This is a genomic window from Mycolicibacterium houstonense, assembly GCF_900078665.2.
Classification (GTDB): Bacteria; Actinomycetota; Actinomycetes; order Mycobacteriales; family Mycobacteriaceae; genus Mycobacterium; species Mycobacterium houstonense.
On sequence record NZ_LT546207.1, the window covers coordinates 967021 to 983729 of the forward strand.

At 61.5% G+C, this 16709-nt stretch carries 15 protein-coding genes; 5 read left to right on the forward strand and 10 right to left on the reverse strand.

Annotated features, from left to right (window positions below; all coding sequences use genetic code 11):
- The first annotated feature begins 100 nt into the window (after positions 1–100).
- Positions 101–457: a WhiB family transcriptional regulator gene (locus BN4332_RS34850; protein ID WP_084459179.1), complete on the forward strand. Its 357-nt coding sequence runs from the start codon at positions 101–103 to the stop codon at positions 455–457.
- Positions 458–676: 219 nt separating this feature from the next.
- Here the strand turns inward: BN4332_RS34850 and hsaA are convergent, their stop codons facing one another.
- A complete protein-coding gene (gene hsaA / locus BN4332_RS04800; RefSeq protein ID WP_066897487.1) occupies positions 677–1855 on the reverse strand; it encodes a 3-hydroxy-9,10-secoandrosta-1,3,5(10)-triene-9,17-dione monooxygenase oxygenase subunit in 1179 nt (392 codons plus the stop codon).
- 107 nt (positions 1856–1962) lie between these two features.
- Positions 1963–3147, reverse strand: a complete 1185-nt coding sequence (locus BN4332_RS04805) for a 3-ketosteroid-9-alpha-monooxygenase, oxygenase component (RefSeq protein ID WP_435405148.1) — start codon at positions 3145–3147, stop codon at positions 1963–1965.
- A 433-nt stretch (positions 3148–3580) separates the two neighbouring features.
- Between BN4332_RS04805 and BN4332_RS04810 the strand changes: the two genes are divergently transcribed.
- Positions 3581–5125 carry a Rieske 2Fe-2S domain-containing protein gene (locus BN4332_RS04810; protein ID WP_066897410.1) on the forward strand — a complete coding sequence of 515 codons (1545 nt, stop codon included), beginning with the start codon at positions 3581–3583 and terminating at the stop codon, positions 5123–5125.
- Positions 5126–5274: 149 nt separating this feature from the next.
- On the opposite strand, the gene nrdF is transcribed toward BN4332_RS04810, so the two are convergent.
- Positions 5275–6258: a class 1b ribonucleoside-diphosphate reductase subunit beta gene (gene nrdF, locus BN4332_RS04815; protein WP_066897411.1), complete on the reverse strand. Its 984-nt coding sequence runs from the start codon at positions 6256–6258 to the stop codon at positions 5275–5277.
- Positions 6258–7955: an aa3-type cytochrome oxidase subunit I gene (gene ctaD, locus BN4332_RS04820; protein ID WP_066897412.1), complete on the reverse strand. Its 1698-nt coding sequence runs from the start codon at positions 7953–7955 to the stop codon at positions 6258–6260. The genes nrdF and ctaD overlap by 1 nt, the downstream gene beginning before the upstream one ends.
- 427 nt (positions 7956–8382) lie before the next feature.
- On the opposite strand from ctaD, the gene BN4332_RS04825 reads away from it, so the two are divergent.
- Positions 8383–8976 carry an Rv1733c family protein gene (locus tag BN4332_RS04825; RefSeq protein ID WP_066897413.1) on the forward strand — a complete coding sequence of 198 codons (594 nt, stop codon included), beginning with the start codon at positions 8383–8385 and terminating at the stop codon, positions 8974–8976.
- Positions 8977–9171: 195 nt separating this feature from the next.
- Here the strand turns inward: BN4332_RS04825 and BN4332_RS04830 are convergent, their stop codons facing one another.
- A complete protein-coding gene (locus BN4332_RS04830) occupies positions 9172–10179 on the reverse strand; it encodes an acyl-ACP desaturase (RefSeq protein WP_096866834.1) in 1008 nt (335 codons plus the stop codon).
- Between the two features lie 279 nt (positions 10180–10458).
- Here BN4332_RS04830 and BN4332_RS04835 point away from each other — a divergent pair, with 279 nt between their 5' ends.
- Entirely contained in the window at positions 10459–11163 is a 705-nt protein-coding gene (locus tag BN4332_RS04835) for a DUF5642 family protein (RefSeq protein WP_066897414.1), read from the forward strand.
- Positions 11164–11232: 69 nt separating this feature from the next.
- Here BN4332_RS04835 and BN4332_RS04840 read toward each other — a convergent pair whose 3' ends face one another.
- On the reverse strand, positions 11233–11646 hold the full coding sequence (locus tag BN4332_RS04840) for a CBS domain-containing protein (RefSeq protein ID WP_066897415.1): 414 nt from the start codon (positions 11644–11646) through the stop codon (positions 11233–11235).
- 230 nt (positions 11647–11876) lie between these two features.
- Between BN4332_RS04840 and BN4332_RS33135 the strand changes: the two genes are divergently transcribed.
- Complete coding sequence (locus tag BN4332_RS33135) at positions 11877–12029, forward strand: hypothetical protein (RefSeq protein WP_160110807.1); 153 nt, start codon at positions 11877–11879, stop codon at positions 12027–12029.
- A gap of 1482 nt (positions 12030–13511) precedes the next feature.
- Here the strand turns inward: BN4332_RS33135 and BN4332_RS04845 are convergent.
- From BN4332_RS04845 to BN4332_RS04855, 4 genes are read right to left on the reverse strand one after another with little or no spacing between them, the layout of a single operon-like run.
- Positions 13512–13967 carry a TIR domain-containing protein gene (locus BN4332_RS04845; protein ID WP_235654018.1) on the reverse strand — a complete coding sequence of 152 codons (456 nt, stop codon included), beginning with the start codon at positions 13965–13967 and terminating at the stop codon, positions 13512–13514.
- Positions 13968–13991: 24 nt separating this feature from the next.
- Complete coding sequence (gene thcA, locus BN4332_RS33140; protein ID WP_160110808.1) at positions 13992–14642, reverse strand: Thoeris type III anti-phage system protein ThcA; 651 nt, start codon at positions 14640–14642, stop codon at positions 13992–13994.
- On the reverse strand, positions 14639–15781 hold the full coding sequence (gene thcB4, locus BN4332_RS04850) for a Thoeris type III anti-phage system protein ThcB4 (RefSeq protein WP_074132973.1): 1143 nt from the start codon (positions 15779–15781) through the stop codon (positions 14639–14641). The genes thcA and thcB4 overlap by 4 nt, the downstream gene beginning before the upstream one ends.
- Positions 15782–15827: 46 nt before the next feature.
- The gene (locus BN4332_RS04855; protein WP_235654019.1) at positions 15828–16421 is read right to left on the reverse strand and encodes a TIR domain-containing protein; all 594 of its coding nucleotides are present in this window, start codon (positions 16419–16421) and stop codon (positions 15828–15830) included.
- Positions 16422–16709: the final 288 nt, after the last annotated feature.

Sequence of the window (16709 nt, forward strand, 5' to 3'; positions counted from 1 at the left end):
AGTCTCCGGCACTTCGGTGTCGGGACTTCCGCCTCTAGTGGCGGCCGCGACGCAGTGGTCGAATTGTTCCATCCGACCGGCAGTTCCGAGAGGAGTGCACATGAGCCACCTTTCCGCCCCGCATCGTGAGCCTCGCCTTGTCGAACTGGCTGACGTATGCGGGGGAGAGGTGCCCCCAGAATCTCACGCGCCTGCGGCAGCGTCCCTCGATTGGCGTTCCCGAGGTAGCTGCCGCGGTGTCGACCCCATGGTGTTCTACGGTCCCGACCGCGAAAGAGCCGCAGCGCGGCGACGACGCGTGGCCCAGGCGAAGGCGATCTGCCAGTCGTGTCCCGTCAGAATCACCTGCCTCACACAGTCGCTCGAATACGCCGAGCCCTACGGGGTCTGGGGAGGAACGACATCCGACGAACGCAGCAGCATCCTTGAGCAGTCAGGCAAACGTGCAGACCACTAGTGAGCCGCGCGGACATCAGGAGCCGCGGCGATACCGAAGTCGTGACCCCAGAGGCTGACAGCGGTGGAGTCCCGCACCACTCACTGGCGATCGTCGACGGGGCGGCCGTCTTCGACCATGCGGAGAACCTTCAACCCGAAACTCGCGCCAGGACCGCGAAGTCGGTGGCCGCGATGTGCAGGTAGCCCAGCGACCGGCCGCCGTTGACCCGGTCATCGATCAAACCATCGTGTCGGCCGAGGGCAGGCCGAACTCGTGGTTGCCGAAGATCAGGTAGGCACGCTCGGGGTCGTTGGCCGCGTGGACTCGACCAGCGTGCGCATCACGCCAAAAGCGCTGCACCGGAGCATCATTAGACAGCGCAGAAGCGCCGGAGGCCTCGAAGAGCCGGTCGATCGATGCGATGGCGCGGCCGGTAGCGCGCACCTGATCGCGGCGGGCACGGGCCCGCAGTGCGAACGGGATCTCCTTGCCGGACAGCAGTAGCGCGTACTCGTCGGCGACGTTGCCCGTCAACTGTCGCCAGGCGGCGTCGATGTCGCTGGCCGCCTCGGCAATCCGGATCTTGGTGAACGGATCGTCCTGGGCTTTCTCGTTGACGTAGGCGGCGCGGACCCGCCTGCCCTGGTGCTCGACGTGGGCGTCGTAGGCACCGTAGGCCATGCCCACGATGGGCGTTGAGATGGTGGTGGGATGAACCGTGCCCCAGGGCATCTTGTATACCGGTGCGGTGTTGGTCTCATACCCGCGCGCCGTACCGTCGTTCATCGCTTTGAAGGACAGGAAGCGGTGCTCGGGTACAAATACCTCATCGATGAGGAGGGTGTTGCTGCCCGTGCCGCGCAAGCCGACCACATTCCAGACATCGTCGATCGCATAGTCGGTACGCGGAATGAGGAAGCTGCCGAAGTCGACCGGGCGGCCGTCCTTGATGACCGGGCCTCCGACGAAAGTCCAGTCGGCATGCTTACAGCCGGACGACCATTTCCACTCGCCGCTGACAAGATAGCCTCCGTCGACCGCCTGGCCCGAGCCCATCGGAGCGTAGGAAGAGGACACGCGCGCAGACACGTCGTCACCCCAGACGTCTTCCTGGGCTCGCTGTTCGAACAGCGCCAGGTGCCAGTTGTGCACGGCGAGGATGCCGGCCACCCAGCCGGTGGAACCGCAGGCGCTTGCTAGCCGCCGGACCGCTTCGCAGTAAACGGTGGGATCGCACTGCAGGCCGCCCCACTGTTCCGGCTGCAGGAGCCTGAAGAACCCGATCTCTTCGAGTTCCGTCAAGGACTGGTCGGGGATCGAGCGCAGGTTTTCGGTGGCTTGCGCACGCTCCCGCAGTCGCGGCAGCAGTTCATCGACGCCGTCGAGAACTGTCTGGGTGTCGCGGATCGCGTGAATATTGCTGTGGTTGTGTGAAATCACTGAACTGCCCTCCCAGGGCTGAGCTGATCGACGGACAAATGGGCTGAAATGAATTGGGCGTCGAACGGACGAACCGATTCGACCTACCGCCGATCGGGAACGGCCACGGTCGATGTTTCGCGTTTCCGAAGGGTTTCCGAGACTTCCGTGCGCCAGTACTCATTGGCCGCCGTGGTGTCGACCTCGTACTCGAACCGGTCGGTCATCTCTGGAGTGACATCGGCGGCGTCGACGTAGAACTGTTCATACCATCGTCGCAGCTGATAGACCGGCCCGTCCTCTTCCACGAGTAGCGGATTGTCGATGCGGGTCTTGTTCTTCCAGATCTCGACGTCCTGCAGGAAACCACGGCTGACGCCGTCGGTGAACGCCCGCAACAGCATGTCGGTGGCCTCATCGCTCAGCCCTTGTGGACGGCGAACCATGATTCCCCATTGCAGCACAAACGAGTCCGGTGTCACGGGATAGTGGCAGTTGACCAGGATCGCTTCGACTTCGTATCCGCTGTAACTGTTGTGCAGCCGGTTGATCATGAACGACGGCCCGAAGTAGGACGCTTCGGAATCGAGGATCTGCTCGCCCGCATAGTGCGAACCGCCCAGGTTGACGTCGGGCCTGCCGATCGTCCGAAGGTACTGGGACGCTACCTGACCTTCGAAGACATTCTTGAAATACGTCGGAAACCCGAAGTGGATGTAGTAGAAGTGCGCCATATCGACGATGTTGTCGACGATCTCTCGACAGTTGGAGCCGATGAGCTCAGTGCGCCAGGACCATTCCGTCCAACCCTCATCACGAAATTCCGGAATGTCGGGGATGTCCAGATGCGGCGACGGTGCGTTGCCCTCGGGGTCATGCCAGACGAACAAGAGACCTGCACGGACACTCGATACCCACACACGTGTACGAGCAAGTCGGGGAGCACGCTTCGCATACGGGACCTGGGTACAACGGCCATTGCCGGCCCACCTCCAATCGTGGAAAGGACATGCGACGGCGTCGCCCTTTACCTCGCCTTGTGACAGATCGCCACCAAGATGTCGGCAGTACGCGTCAAGGACGTGCACCGCACCCTCACTGTCGGCGAAGACGACCAACTTCGTTCCGAACGCGGTGATCGAGTGCGGCTTGCCATCGACGAAATCCGACAACATTCCGAGACAGTGCCAGCCCCGGGCAAATCGCGCCGGCGCCGTACCGACAGCGATCTCACGCACCGCGGCACCAGTCGACTCGTTCGTCAATACGGCCACCTCCAGCCACCTCATAGGAAACGAGAACACGTTCCTTAACCCGATCGATTGCCACGCTAAGTGCAGGTCGTCACCATCGAATAGGGACGAAGGTCCCTAGTTCGGATCTTCGCGCGGCAACCGCGCTGGCCCGTGCCGGCGGTCCGCCCTCATTGACGTGCAGTCGTTTCAGCAACGTCCGCGATGAACCATGCTGTTGTGCAAGGTGATTCACGGTTCGCGCGGCGAACTAGGGACCAAGGACCCTTTTCTGGCCCACGCGCCGACGGCAATAGTGATTGGCGCACCGCAAAGTCGTCGCCCAGTCCGAGAATGTGGGGGAGTCCGCAGCCGTGGTCCAGCTGAATGGTGCGCGGCTGCCGTTCTCTCGACGCTGAGCTCAAACGCTGGGAGGCGGAAGACGCTGGGCGCCCGACGATTTCGCCCAGATTACATAGAAAGGCCGTTTGTGCAGGTCACCAGCATCGGACATGCCGGTTTCCGGATCGATACCCTGGCGGGCAGCATCCTGTGCGACCCGTGGGTGAACCCGGCCTACTTCGCCTCGTGGTTCCCGTTCCCGGACAACACCGGTCTGGATTGGGATGCCCTGGGCGATGTCGACTACCTCTACGTCTCGCACCTGCACAAGGACCACTTCGACCCGGAGAACCTGCGCCGCCACGTCAACAAGGACGCGGTGGTGCTGCTGCCCGACTACCCGGTGCCCGATCTGCAACGCGAGCTGGAAAAGCTGGGCTTTCACCGGTTCTTCGAGACCACCGACTCGGTCAAACACACCGTGACCGGCCCCAAGGGCGATCTCGAGGTGATGATCATCGCGCTGCGCGCCCCCGCCGACGGCCCGATCGGCGATTCGGGCCTGGTGGTATCCGATGGCGTCACCACCGTTTTCAACATGAACGACGCCCGCCCGGTCGATCTGGACATGCTGCACGCCGACTTCGGCCAGATCGACGTGCACATGCTGCAGTACTCCGGGGCGATCTGGTACCCGATGGTCTACGACATGCCGGCCCGGGCCAAGCAGGCCTTCGGCATCCAGAAACGTCAGCGCCAGATGGACCGCTGCCGCCAATACATCGCCCAGGTCGGGGCGACGTGGGTGATCCCCTCGGCCGGCCCGCCGTGCTTTTTGGACCCCGAACTGCGTGACCTCAACGACGATCACGACGATCCGGCCAACATCTTCCCCGACCAGGTGGTGTTCCTGGACCAGATGCGCCGCCACGGCCACGACGGCGGGCTGCTGATGGTGCCCGGTTCCACCGCCGATTTCACCGGCTCACACCTGGATTCACTGACCCACCCGGTCGAGGACCCCGAACAGATCTTCACCACCGGCAAGGCGGCCTACATCGAGGACTTCGCCCAGCGGATGGCCCCGGTGCTGGCCGCGCAGAAAGCCGGCTGGGCCCCGGCCACCGGCGAGCCGCTGCTGCCCGGGCTGCGCGCCTTGTTCGAGCCGATCATGAGCCAGACCGACCAGATCTGCGACGGCATCGGCTACCCCGTGGAGCTGCGCATCGGCGCCGAGACGGTGGTGCTGGACTTCCCCAAACGCGTGGTGCGCGAGGCCATCGCCGACGAGAAGTTCCGCTACGGCTTCCAGATCGCCCCCGAACTGGTGCGCACCGTGCTGCGCGACAACGAACCCGACTGGGTCAACACCATCTTCCTGTCCACCCGGTTCAAGGCCTGGCGGGTCGGCGGATACAACGAATACCTCTACACATTCTTCAAATGCCTAACCGATGAACGCATCGCCTACGCCGACGGCTGGTTCGCCGAGGCCCACGACGATTCCTCCTCGATCACCCTCGACGGCTGGGAAATCCAGCGCCGCTGCCCACACCTCAAAGCCGACCTGTCCAAATTCGGTGTCGTCGAAGGAAACACCCTCACCTGCAACCTGCACGGCTGGCAATGGAACCTCGACAACGGCAAATGCCTCACCACCAAGGGCCACGAACTCAGGCGGACCACATTGTGATCAGCCCACGCTGGCGCTGATCGTCACCGCGCCCAGCAGGCCGGCATTTTCGGGCGGCGGGTGATGCATGCCTCGGCGCCGATGTCGTACGGTACGAAATCCCCATGGGCGCGTTCTTGTTTCGCGACACCGTTGCCAGGTGGGTAGTGCTACCAGTTCCAGTCGTCGTCGGTGGTGGTGACTCCGGTGCCGATGACATACGCGTTACCGCTGCCAGAGAAAAAGTCGTGGTTCTCGGCTGCACCGGGATCGAGCGCGGACAGGATTTCCGCGGGAACTTGGCTGTCGCCAGGCGCGAACAGCGGATCGAAGCCAAGATTGGCGAGTGCCTTGTTGGCGTTGTAGCGCATGTAGGGCAGGACTGGTTCTGTCATCCCCAGCGGGTCGTAGAGATAGTGGGCGTAGTCGGTTTCGTTTTCGTAGAGTTCTGTGAGCATGGCGTAGGCGAAATCGCGCAGTTCGTTCTGCCGCGCGGTCGTTTCGTTGTGGAATCCGCGTTGGAACTTGTAGCCGATGTAGTGCCCGTGCACGGCCTCGTCGCGAATGATCAACCGGATGATGTCAGCGGTATTGGGAAGGATCGAACGGGCTGCCCAATGCAGCGGCAAGTAAAAGCCGCTGTAGAACATGAACGACTCCAGCATGACCGAGCTGATCTTCTTTTTCAGTGGGTCGTCGCCGCGGTAGTAATCGTGCACGATATGAGCTTTGCGCTGCAGGTAGAGATTGCTGCGTGACCAGGCGAACGCTTCGGAGATCTCCCGTGTCGAGCACAGGGTTGAGAAGATGGAGCTGTAACTCTTGGCATGAACCGACTCCATGAACGCCATGTTCGTGTAGACGGCCTCTTCGTGTGGGGTCAACGAATCTGCGAGCATCTCAATGCAACCCACGGTTCCCTGCATGGTGTCCAGCAGTGTGAGGCCGGTGAACACCCGTACCGTAAGCAGCTGCTGGGCTTCACTGAGGCTGCTCCAGCTCGCCAGGTCATTGGACAACGGCACTTTCTCGGGGAGCCAGAAGTTGGCTGTCAACCGATTCCATACTTCGACGTCCCTGGAGTCGGTCACGTCGTTCCAGTTGATCGCTTCCAGAGGCTCCGTGATCGGCTCGTCCGCGCTCGGTGTGGTCATCAGTCCGGGTTGTGGCCGACGTGGGCTTCGGTGCGCATCCGCTCGACCATGTGCGGGTAGTGCAGCTCGAACGCCGGGCGCTCGGAACGGATCCGGGGCAGCTCGGTGAAGTTGTGCCGCGGCGGCGGGCAGGAGGTCGCCCACTCCAGCGAGTTGCCGTGGCCCCAGGGGTCGTCGACTGTGACCGGCTCGCCGTAGCGCCAGCTCTTGAACACGTTCCACACGAACGGCAAGACCGAGACACCGAGGATGAACGATCCGATGGTGGACACCACGTTGAGTGCGGTGAAGCCGTCGGTGGGCAGGTAGTCGGCGTACCGACGCGGCATGCCCTCGTCACCGACCCAGTGCTGCACCAGGAACGTCGCATGGAAGCCGATGAAGGTCAGCCAGAAGTGGACTTTGGCCAGGCGCTCGTCGAGCAGGCGTCCGGTCATCTTCGGGAACCAGAAGTACACACCGGCGTAGGTGGCGAACACGATGGTGCCGAACAGGGTGTAGTGGAAGTGCGCCACCACGAAATAGGTCTCGGTGACGTGGAAGTCGATCGGCGGACTGGCCAGCAGCACGCCCGACAGACCGCCCAGCAGGAAGGTAACCAGAAAGCCGATCGAAAACAACATCGGGGATTCGAAGGTGAGTTGGCCGCGCCACATCGTTCCGATCCAGTTGAAGAACTTGATGCCGGTCGGAACGGCGATCAGGAACGTCATGAAGGAGAAGAACGGCAGCAGCACCGCACCGGTGGCGTACATGTGGTGCGCCCACACGGCAACCGACAGGGCAGCGATGCTGATGGTGGCGTAGACCAGGGTGGTGTAACCGAAGATCGGCTTGCGGCTGAACACCGGAATGATCTCGGATACGACCCCGAAGAACGGCAGGGCCAGGACGTACACCTCGGGGTGACCGAAGAACCAGAACAGGTGTTGGAAGAGCATGAGGCCGCCGTTGGCCGGGTCGTAGATGTGGGCGCCGAGCCGGCGGTCGGCGGCCAGACCGAACATCGCGGCGGTCAGCAGCGGGAACACGATCACCACCAGCATGGAGGTGATCAGGATGTTCCACGTGAAGATCGGCATCCGGAACATGGTCATCCCCGGTGCGCGCATGCAGACCACCGTCGTAATCATGTTGACCGCGCCGAGAATGGTGCCCAGACCGCCAACCGCGATTCCCAGGATCCACAGGTCCGCGCCGACTCCGGGGGAGTGGATCGCATCGCTCAGCGGCGTGTAGGCGGTCCAGCCGAAGTCGGCCGCGCCACCCGGGGTGATGAAGCCGCCCAGGGCGATCAGTGCGCCGAACAGGAACAGCCAGTACGACAGGGAGTTCAGCCGCGGGAATGCTACGTCGGGTGCGCCGATTTGCAGCGGTAGGATGAGATTGGCGAACCCGAACACGATCGGGGTGGCGTAGAACAGCAGCATCACCGTGCCGTGCATGGTGAACAGCTGGTTGAACTGCTCATTGGACAAGAACTGCATTCCGGGTTCGGTCAGCTCGGTGCGCATCAGAAGTGCCATCACGCCGCCGATCCCGAAGAAGGTGAAGCAGGTGACGCAGTACATGATGCCGATCAGTTTGTGATCGGTTGTGGTGATGAGCTTGTAGATCAGGTTGCCCTTGGGGCCTGTCCGTTCGGGGAACGGACGGCGCGCCTCGAGTTCTCCGATTGGAGGGGCTTCGGCAGTCACTAACAAATCTCCTCTCGATACCCACACCCACGCACCGACGATCTGCGCTTCCCACCAGGTGTCCGGTTGGCTACCACTGTTTCTCGCTCAGTCCCGGCGAGGAAGGGCCATAAGTCCCCAATCGAGTGATGCCGCCGTGCCGCCCTGGGCCGCGGCACGGTAACCGCCAGAACAGGTCCAACCCCCTGAGAATCAGGCACTTTCGCCCCTTCCGGTCTGGCGTCGCGGCCAGTCTCGGCCGGGAGAACGTGCGAAAATCAGTGCATCTGGACGGAACAGCCCTGCGGCATAGAGGCTTTCGTCCTTCGAACTGATGACAAAGGTCACCAAGAATTGGCGCATGGAGCGGTCTTTATGCCCTGGCGCTGGTGCTGCGGCCGTCTGCACGATAGAAAACCCGGGATTCGACACAAGGAGGTTTCGGTTGATGCACTTCACCTTCGGCGCCGGACGTTGTTGGATCGTGCGGGCACTGGGGGCCAATCCGATAATTCGGCTGACCGATCGAGCAGAGGCAGTCGGTGCCATCCTGGTCATCGTTCTGATCCTGACCGCCACGGCAGCAACTGCTGCGATCAGCACCGCCGTCCACGACAGCAGATCTCACCTATATGCCGAGCAGGCCGCCACTCGCCACACAGTGCAGGCCCGCGTGACGGCGCGAAGCAAGGAGACCGCCGGGGGAACCGGGAGGCGGTTCGAAACGGCGGCTCGCTGGACAACCCCATCCGGAGAGCGTTCTGGATCCATCGTGCTGACGCGGCCGGCGGAAGCGGGAGATGAGGTCGACATCCTGGTCGATCCCACCGGGCGGCAAGTGCCCCCGCCACCCCCTCAGTGGCAAGCCGGCGTAGACGCGGTGACCGTCGGAGTTGCCGTGTGGCTGATATCTATTGGTGTGATTGGTCTGGCAGCATCCTTGGCGCAGCAGTGGCTGATGCGTCTGCGTTTTCGAAAATGGGACGACGAGCTACGCCTGCTGAAAAGCGACAGCGGAGGGTTCAAGGGGAAGCAGCGCTGAAGCGCGGAACGCCTCGTGGCGACCATGGATCGGATGACCGACGAGTCGCACGATTGACACTTCCCACGTACTGGCGTAGATCGAGGCGTGAACGACAGTCGTCGAACCCGTTCAGCGAGGGCGCCCGAGTCGACGGTATTCACAACTCGCGCACCACATTCCAGCCCGCTCAAATACTTGTCCAGCTCGTGCCGGTCAAGCAAGTCTCTCGGCCTTGCGAGCTACCCGGCTGAGCCTGCGCTCCTTGGCGGCGTCGAACTTGACGCAGGATTCTTCGAGCTTCTCAACCAAGGCACCCAGATCATCCCGGGCGCGCGCTCCTTCACCGGTGAAATCTTCGCGTTCGAAGATGCGCCACTTCCTGAGCTGAGGCATCACGATCTCCTCCAGGTGAACGCGCGGGTCGTAAATCCCACCCACCGCAATGGTCACTGCCTTGCGGCGAAACGATGGAATGGTGTAGCCCGGCATAGTGAAGTTGTCGAGGATCCGGTAGACCGACGCGATCGCTTGATTCGGGGCCAGTTCGAAGCCCGCCGCCGAGATGTCGCGGTAGAACAGCATGTGCAAGTTCTCGTCAGCCGAAACTCGTTGCATCAGTTGATCGGCAATTGGATCATTGCAGGCCTTGCCGGTGTTGCGGTGTGAAACCCGGGTAGCCAGTTCCTGGAAGCTCACATACAGGACGGAGTCGAGAAGACTGTCGGCGAACAGGTTGCCCTGCTGGTTCTGGCCGGGGGAGAAGCCTCGGGTGATCTGTTCAACACGCAGTTCTTCGAGTTCGATCGGGTCGGCGGCACGCGTCACCACGAGGTAGTCGCGGAGCGCCACGCTGTGCCGGTTCTCTTCGGCGGTCCAGCGGTTGACCCACTGTCCCCAGGCGCCGTCCATGCCCATATTCATCGCGATTTCACGGTGATACGAAGGCAGGTTGTCTTCCGTGAGTAGGTTGACCATTAGGGCGAGCCGGGCGACCTCCGACAACTGTGACTGCTCGGGGTGCCAATCCTGCCCGCCCAGGGCGTAGTAGTTCTTGCCGTCCGACCACGGAATGTAGTCGTGAGGGTTCCATTCCTTCATCATCGACAGATGTCTGTTGAGCAGGCGCTCCGCCACCGGTTCCAACTCATGCAGCAATCGCAGATCGTCCGAGTTCTTCGACAAGATCACTCCTGAGTTCGTAACTGTAACTTGCAGTTTCATTCAACGGATCGCAGGGAAGCGTTGGTAGGGACTTTTGTCATTGCTCGCATTTGCCGGGGGAGACCGGTGTGATTGCGACATCAGGACTTTCGGCCCTGTCGCTGCGCAGCAGGAGAGGGGTAGTCAAGTGGCATGCCGCGATCGAGGTACCCGAAGAAGCAGTGGCAAAAGGTGCGGCACAAGCTTGGTCCGCGCGCGCACCGCGGCGTGCCAGGGGAGTTCCTGAAACGTGCTCTGCCCATGGCAGCAAATGAGCACCGCACATCTCGGAGAGGCCTCGTGTTGCTCGCCACGACGACGATTGCCGTGGCCTCCGTCTCAGGAGCAGCAGGCTGGGAGCTGAACAGTCATATCAAGGGGGCTTCCACGGCTGCTGACGATCAGTGGCTGATCAAGTTGGTGGATCTGGCCGGCCAGTTTCCCTCAGGGTTCCACCTGACCTCTGCCGACACCACTGACGTGACCGAACAGTCTCTTCGCAGGCCGGAGTCGTTGACGCGCGGGGCTACCGTTATCCCGGCATATTGCGCCAACCCGGCCGAGCAAGCCGTCGGCGCATCGCCGCCAGCCGGGGCCATCGTCGCCAGCCTCACCGGAATAACTTCCGACCGCCTGCTGGAAATTACCGCCCTGGTGTCTTCCCAGCCCATTCCGCTCCGGGTTTCGCCGCCACACTGCGACGCGGTGGTGTTCTACCGGGCCGGCCTCATTCAGGGCTTCACCGGCCCGATTTCGCTGCCTCCGACCCCGGAAGGAGTAGCGGTCAAATCGAGCCAAGCCGTGCGGGCCCGTTACACGATCACCGATGGCAACGGACCCAGCATCGATACCGTCCGCTACGTCTACCGGGTACTGCTCGACGACCTGCACTCGGTCACTGTCACTTTCATCGGCCGGATCAACCCGGGGCGAATTGGTGACATCGACACGACACCGGCCGACGAACTGTTTTCCCACGCGCTGGCCACGCTTCGGTCACCCTGATTTCCGTGAGCACCGGTGCGGCAGTGCCCGGTCCAGCTGCGCACGCCGATGCGGCAATCGTCCGTGGGCTCAAACTGAGGGTTCGGCCTCAGATGCATAGACGCCGAGCAGATCTCGGGCGGAGACGATGCCTACCAACACACCGGCGCGTTCTACCAGAATGTGTCGAATGTGGCGGTCGGTCATCCGAACGGCCACTTGTTCGACGGTGGCGGAGGCCTCGCACCAGACCAGATTCGTGGTCGCCACGTCAACGGCACGTACCGAAGCCGGATCCTGTTGGGCGGCGATGACACGTATGACGTCACGTTCGCTCACCAGTGCCGCCGGCCGGTCCTGGTCGCCAACCACCACTGCGCCGATCCCGGCCTCGGCCATGGCCTGCGCTGCCCTCGCGACCGTGGCGTCGGAGGGCACCCGAATCACCGCATCACCGACGAGATCCGCCACAGATATCAAACCCGCTGACAATTCATCGACCATGGCACGATCGTCGCACCGGGTGCCGGTGACGTATAGGGACCTAAGTCCCCGCCGAACTGACGGTTCACAGGCCGAACCTGAACTACTGGGCGATCTGGAACCTCAAGGGTCCAAGGACTCTAGATTCGATGAGGCCGATCAGCTGAGCTGCTAGATACCCGCGTGGGTGGCAAACCGATCGGCCCCAGGCCTTGCCACGTGGGCCACCGCATTGAGGGAGGAGCATCCAAATGTTGTTGCGCATCGTCGTACTGCGCACCGCCGTGGCAATTGTCGCCGCTGTCTTCCCGGTCGGCCTGTTCGCCGTGCTGGCCAGCGCTGCCCAGCCCAAGCGCCGCGACAATCCTGACCGCGCAAGACATCGCGGCTCTCACCACGACTGACCGACCGTAACTCATCACGCTGCCGAAGCGGCACCGAAGTGCCTTGGTGACTAATTCCGCAGCAGCAGAGGACATTTCCGGTCAGGGCGCCCCGCTGGATGGACGTACAGCGGGGCGGCTGCGGCAACGCGACGAGCGTGGGGCGGTCGGGCCCTGTGGCCACGTCGCGTCCCTTGACCAGATAACCCACGGGCACCGCAGCATGGTCTAGGTTATTTTGGCGGTGGGCGTTCGGGTAGGGACCTTTGGCCCTAAACGGCGCACGGTGTCACCAACGCGCTTGTCGGGCAGCGAGTCTCAAGAGATGGCAGCGGCCCGGATACTGTCACGTTCCACAGTGCCGCGGTGCCGGCGCATCACAGCTGTCCAAAGTCGAAGCCCATCAGTAACTTTCGCCCTAGTAGCCCCGGCGGGAGAAGTGTCACAGTGACAAATCCCCACGCTTGCCTCGGACGTGGTACATAGGCGGTCGAAGTGAGCCTTAACCCACGATGACGCCCGGCACTTGGCCGTTCTGGCCCAGCTGCTGCTCCACACGACCCGTCAGGAGCGCAGGGGCGCCTTTGTCCGGCGCCATCGCCGACAGCATGATCGAAGTCGCGAATCCTCACCACGGACCCCTTCAAGCCCCGGCGAGCTATCGGCCCCGGAATCCAATGGTCGACAACACAATTCACCATCCGTCGCCATCCAGCCACAGGTACCTACAAACGTCACGTGACGTATGCACCCAGCGAAACGTCGACACGGAAGAGGCGGCAGTCGAGTCCGGTAGGTGATCTAGGCGTCTGCTTCCGGCGATGTCGGATGATTCCGAGAATGTCAATCCGACACCCGCCACGTAGACACACAGGAGTGCACAGGTTGTTGACGCGGCGCCGCCATGCCAGAGACGCTGGCCGTGGTCAGGACTGGCACAACCCTCAGGGATGGCCTCGATGTCCGATCCGGGAAAAGCTAAGAGTGGACCGACGTTTTGACCTGGGCACTCTCAATTGGTTGCGGATCGACTCGATGTGATTTGTCCGGGAACACCTGAGAGTGCGGGATGAAATCCGGGATGACCTAAAGGTCTCGGACACAATGCGTGAAGGCAGGCTGCGGCAGAGGCCGAGGCACGTGAAGCGTGATCGTATGTGTACGACGTGAAGTTCAGTCTCGCGAAGTACGTTGGTTACCGATGTCGCTGCGAAAGGGTCGCACATCGCTCCAAGCGGACGTCAGGGCGCGCGAACTAGGCCAGCAAGTCGATATCACCGATAGCGGGGAAGTGGGGGGTCAGGGTCTTTGGTCCAGTCAGACTCTGATGGTGGCTATGCCTCTGTGCCGGTAGACCTGCACCACATCGTCAGCTCTCAAGTACGGAATCAACCAGCTTCATACGCCCAAAGGTTTCCCGCGAGGGGCCGAGGCTCCTTTCCAACATGTTTTCAGCTGCTGTCGGCTGTGGCCATCGACTCCAGGGAGCTGTGCTGAATAACCCTACCGACCGGCCTTGTTAGCGGCCGCCTCGATCCAGGCACCCAAGTTTATGTACCCGTTGTCCATGTTCCAACGGTAGATTGGGTATTCGGCGGGCAGTGGGTTTAATCCTGCAGTGTCGGTATTGCCGAAGCGATCTTGGATTCTCTCGATGCGGATACCTAGGAGACCGTTGCCCCTGGCCATACTGCGTTCGATCTCGTACTTCACGTAGGTACGGGAAGCGGTCTCCCGTCCGATGAGTACGACCGTCACGCTGGTATTGACCAGGGCAGAGTCAATCATGGCCTTGATCGCTGCGTCGCCCTTCTTCTGTGCGTCTTCCCAGAGTGAGGCATCGAAGTATCCTGCTGCCTGGCGGTTTTGCGTCACCCAGCTGTTTCGAACAACGTTGGCGCGCCATATGTCTCGCTCGTAGTGGAAGCTAAAGAACGCGCGTCGAGCCATGTTGTTCATCTCTTGGTGCCAGGTGCATAGTGTCTACGTTGAGTTGGCGATGTCATCGACAACTGCGCGAGCAATCGCTGGGTAAACCGTTCCACTCGCCAGACGCTCGCGCAATGGAGACTGCGTTCGCGTCGATTCGGCCAGCGATCGTGCTTCACCCCCTGGAAAGCCAAATGCGTAGGTCGGGCTCTCAGGTCTAAGATCACTGAACAGCTGGTGCTCCACCGGGATGCCCCCCATTCCGCCGATGAATATAGCTGCGGCAGGCTGTGTTTCGTCGATCATCTGCCTACGCATGATATCGAGGCTCCGGGGTGCCCGCGCTGGGTCTGGAGGTTCGCCTTCAGCCGCTGGCGTCCGAATTATCGTACCGATTCCGGCGGCTTCGAATCGCAACGTTTCCTCGGGCAGAATCTCGTCGAATACAGCGGATTGATATACCAAGACCCGTGGAGCATCGACCGATTCCAGCTCGGCCGCGACGTAGAGCAGCAGAGGAGCGACCGTCGGATGGGCTGCGGTTACAAGCGTTCCTCCCGCGCTGAACACCGCACGCGCCGCAGATACGACCGCGTCAGTAATCTCGAGCGCATCAAAGGCGCCGTGCCAACGCAGAGGGTTGGGGATGCTGGCGGAGAGAAAGATTGCAATTCCCGTAAGTCGTTGCTGGTCAGGCTTGATCACCAGCGTGCCCCAATCGCATTGTCGGGTATCAATTCGAGACCTCGGTCTTTGGTGATCCACTCCAAGTGGCCGCGGGTCGGCTGCCCCAATTGGCGCGCTGCATGAACCAGTAGTGCGTCCGCGCTAGTGTCAATCTCGGTGCGCGTTTCATCAAGGCGTTGAAGGTCTTGGGCGTTCGGCAATCGGGGTGTTACACCGACAATTGAACGACCGACCGCATGGGAGATATCAAGAGACCAGTCCCGCAGTGGAACGCATCGCGCGCCAGCTGCGCGTGCGGCATCTTCGACATTGCGTACGAGCATTCGTCGTCGCCTGACGATGCCCTGTGCGTGGGCGAGCTCGACCTCGCGGATGACTCGATCTAGTCCGTCAGGTGTGAGCACTTCGTAGCCGTGACTGTCTGTTGTTACTTCGTCAGGTGTCAGCTGCACTCGCGGAACGCCTGCGCTCCCGGGAAGCGTTTGGGGATTGCCTGGCCATTGGAGGATCAAGGTGCCCATGGTGTGACTGAGAGCGTAGTCGACTTCGTCGAAAACCCAGTCGGACAGATACGCGAGTGGCGTCTCGAGTACCAGCAGGAAAGCGTAGCTTTCGAGTGCGTCGGCAATGTGGGCTTGAACGTCTGCGCCTTTAGGTATCGCAAACCGGTCGATGAACGGTACGAAGCGATTGTGTGTCAACTCATCGTGGAGTTGTTCTGCGGCACCCAGCCCATCGTCGCGCTTGTGGCTGAGGAACACGCGTCGGTCCTGGTCCTCGATACCGAGTTCTTCAAAGAGGAGTCGAGCTAGTCTGCGCTCAGGCTCGACACCGGACCATTCAAATCCGTTGAATGGCGACAGTTCTCCGGGAACGACCGCTTGAAACTGACCGAGGTCTTCGACTACCGGGATAACGACGCGACCTTGCGAGATGGCATCGTTCACCGTGTCAGCCAAGGTTCTGCTGGTCCGTGCAGCTGGACCGATTAGAGCGACGGCTACCGAAGGAGCTAGAGGTGACGGTGTGGATTCCGTGACATCGACGCTGACGGACCTGTGCATGCCGATCGTTAGCAATTCGGAAGCGACCGCCTGGCGAAGATCTGCGAGCCAATCATCGCGGTCGGCGTGCACGACCTGAATCTCATAGGTCACAGACAATGCGCGATCCTTCCCATTGCTCGGCAACCATTGTGTGGTGTTACGGACACGAGTTCGTCGTGCGCAGTGCCCGGCTGTTGTCAACAAGATTGCTTTTCGAAGTGCGGTCGCTGAACGCGGCTTCAATATTGTCTCGGACTTTTGACGTTGAGCTCGGGTATGCCAGGTATCGGGCGTACGAAGCTGTTTGGTTGTCCTTAATCCAGTTGTCTTTGACGCGGTCTGGGAGTGTGGCGCTGTTGTTCATCGATGGCAAGGGGTAGACGAGCAGACCGCTGCGCTTGTTGACAGTGTCGTTGCGCAGCGAGGACGAGATTTCCCAATCGACGAACTGCCGACCCCAGGTGCACGCGCCGAGCAGCACGATCGTGACTGTTGAGTCGGACAAGTAGAGTTCGCGGATGCGGCGCTTGATGTAGTCCTCGTCGTCACTGTCGATGAAGTCGTCCTCGACTGTGACCCCGACTGATCTTGGTATGAACTCTGAACCGAAGTCGTCCAGGAACGTTTCGACCTCGGACAGATCGTCAACGTGGTAGGAGACGAAGCACTTATGCCGTGTGGAATCGACCTTGCGAGCCGACGCCAGCTCTGCGACGCGCTGCGCCTGACGCATGAGCTGCTTCGATGACACCTGATAGCCACCTGGCATGGACTCGTCCTCGCTAACTGTGAGATGGATGGAGCCGGCGACCGCTTGCTACGAGAATTGGGCAATCCCGCCGTCCAATGCGCCTCCCCATAATTACATGGGGGTATTTTGCACTATCACGCGGCGGTTTGCGCCGAAGTTCATAGACAACGGAGCAGGCGGGCGCAGCGCGGCAGCGGACGCTCGACGACCGGAACCGAACTCGGCGACTATGCGACCACGCTTTCGGCCACGGTGATGACAAACACGCTAGCTCGCGAGGTTGTCCGC

Excerpts from the sequence above, each read along its gene's own strand:
- BN4332_RS34850 (WP_084459179.1), top strand. The coding sequence starts at position 101 with ATGAGCCACCTTTCCGCCCCGCATCGTGAGCCTCGCCTTGTCGAACTG.
- BN4332_RS04805 (WP_435405148.1), bottom strand. The coding sequence starts at position 3,147 with ATGAGGTGGCTGGAGGTGGCCGTATTGACGAACGAGTCGACTGGTGCC.
- nrdF (WP_066897411.1), bottom strand. The coding sequence starts at position 6,258 with ATGACCACACCGAGCGCGGACGAGCCGATCACGGAGCCTCTGGAAGCG.
- BN4332_RS04825 (WP_066897413.1), top strand. The coding sequence starts at position 8,383 with ATGCACTTCACCTTCGGCGCCGGACGTTGTTGGATCGTGCGGGCACTG.
- BN4332_RS04830 (WP_096866834.1), bottom strand. The coding sequence starts at position 10,179 with ATGAAACTGCAAGTTACAGTTACGAACTCAGGAGTGATCTTGTCGAAG.
- BN4332_RS04840 (WP_066897415.1), bottom strand. The coding sequence starts at position 11,646 with ATGGTCGATGAATTGTCAGCGGGTTTGATATCTGTGGCGGATCTCGTC.
- BN4332_RS33135 (WP_160110807.1), top strand. The coding sequence starts at position 11,877 with ATGTTGTTGCGCATCGTCGTACTGCGCACCGCCGTGGCAATTGTCGCC.
- BN4332_RS04845 (WP_235654018.1), bottom strand. The coding sequence starts at position 13,967 with ATGAACAACATGGCTCGACGCGCGTTCTTTAGCTTCCACTACGAGCGA.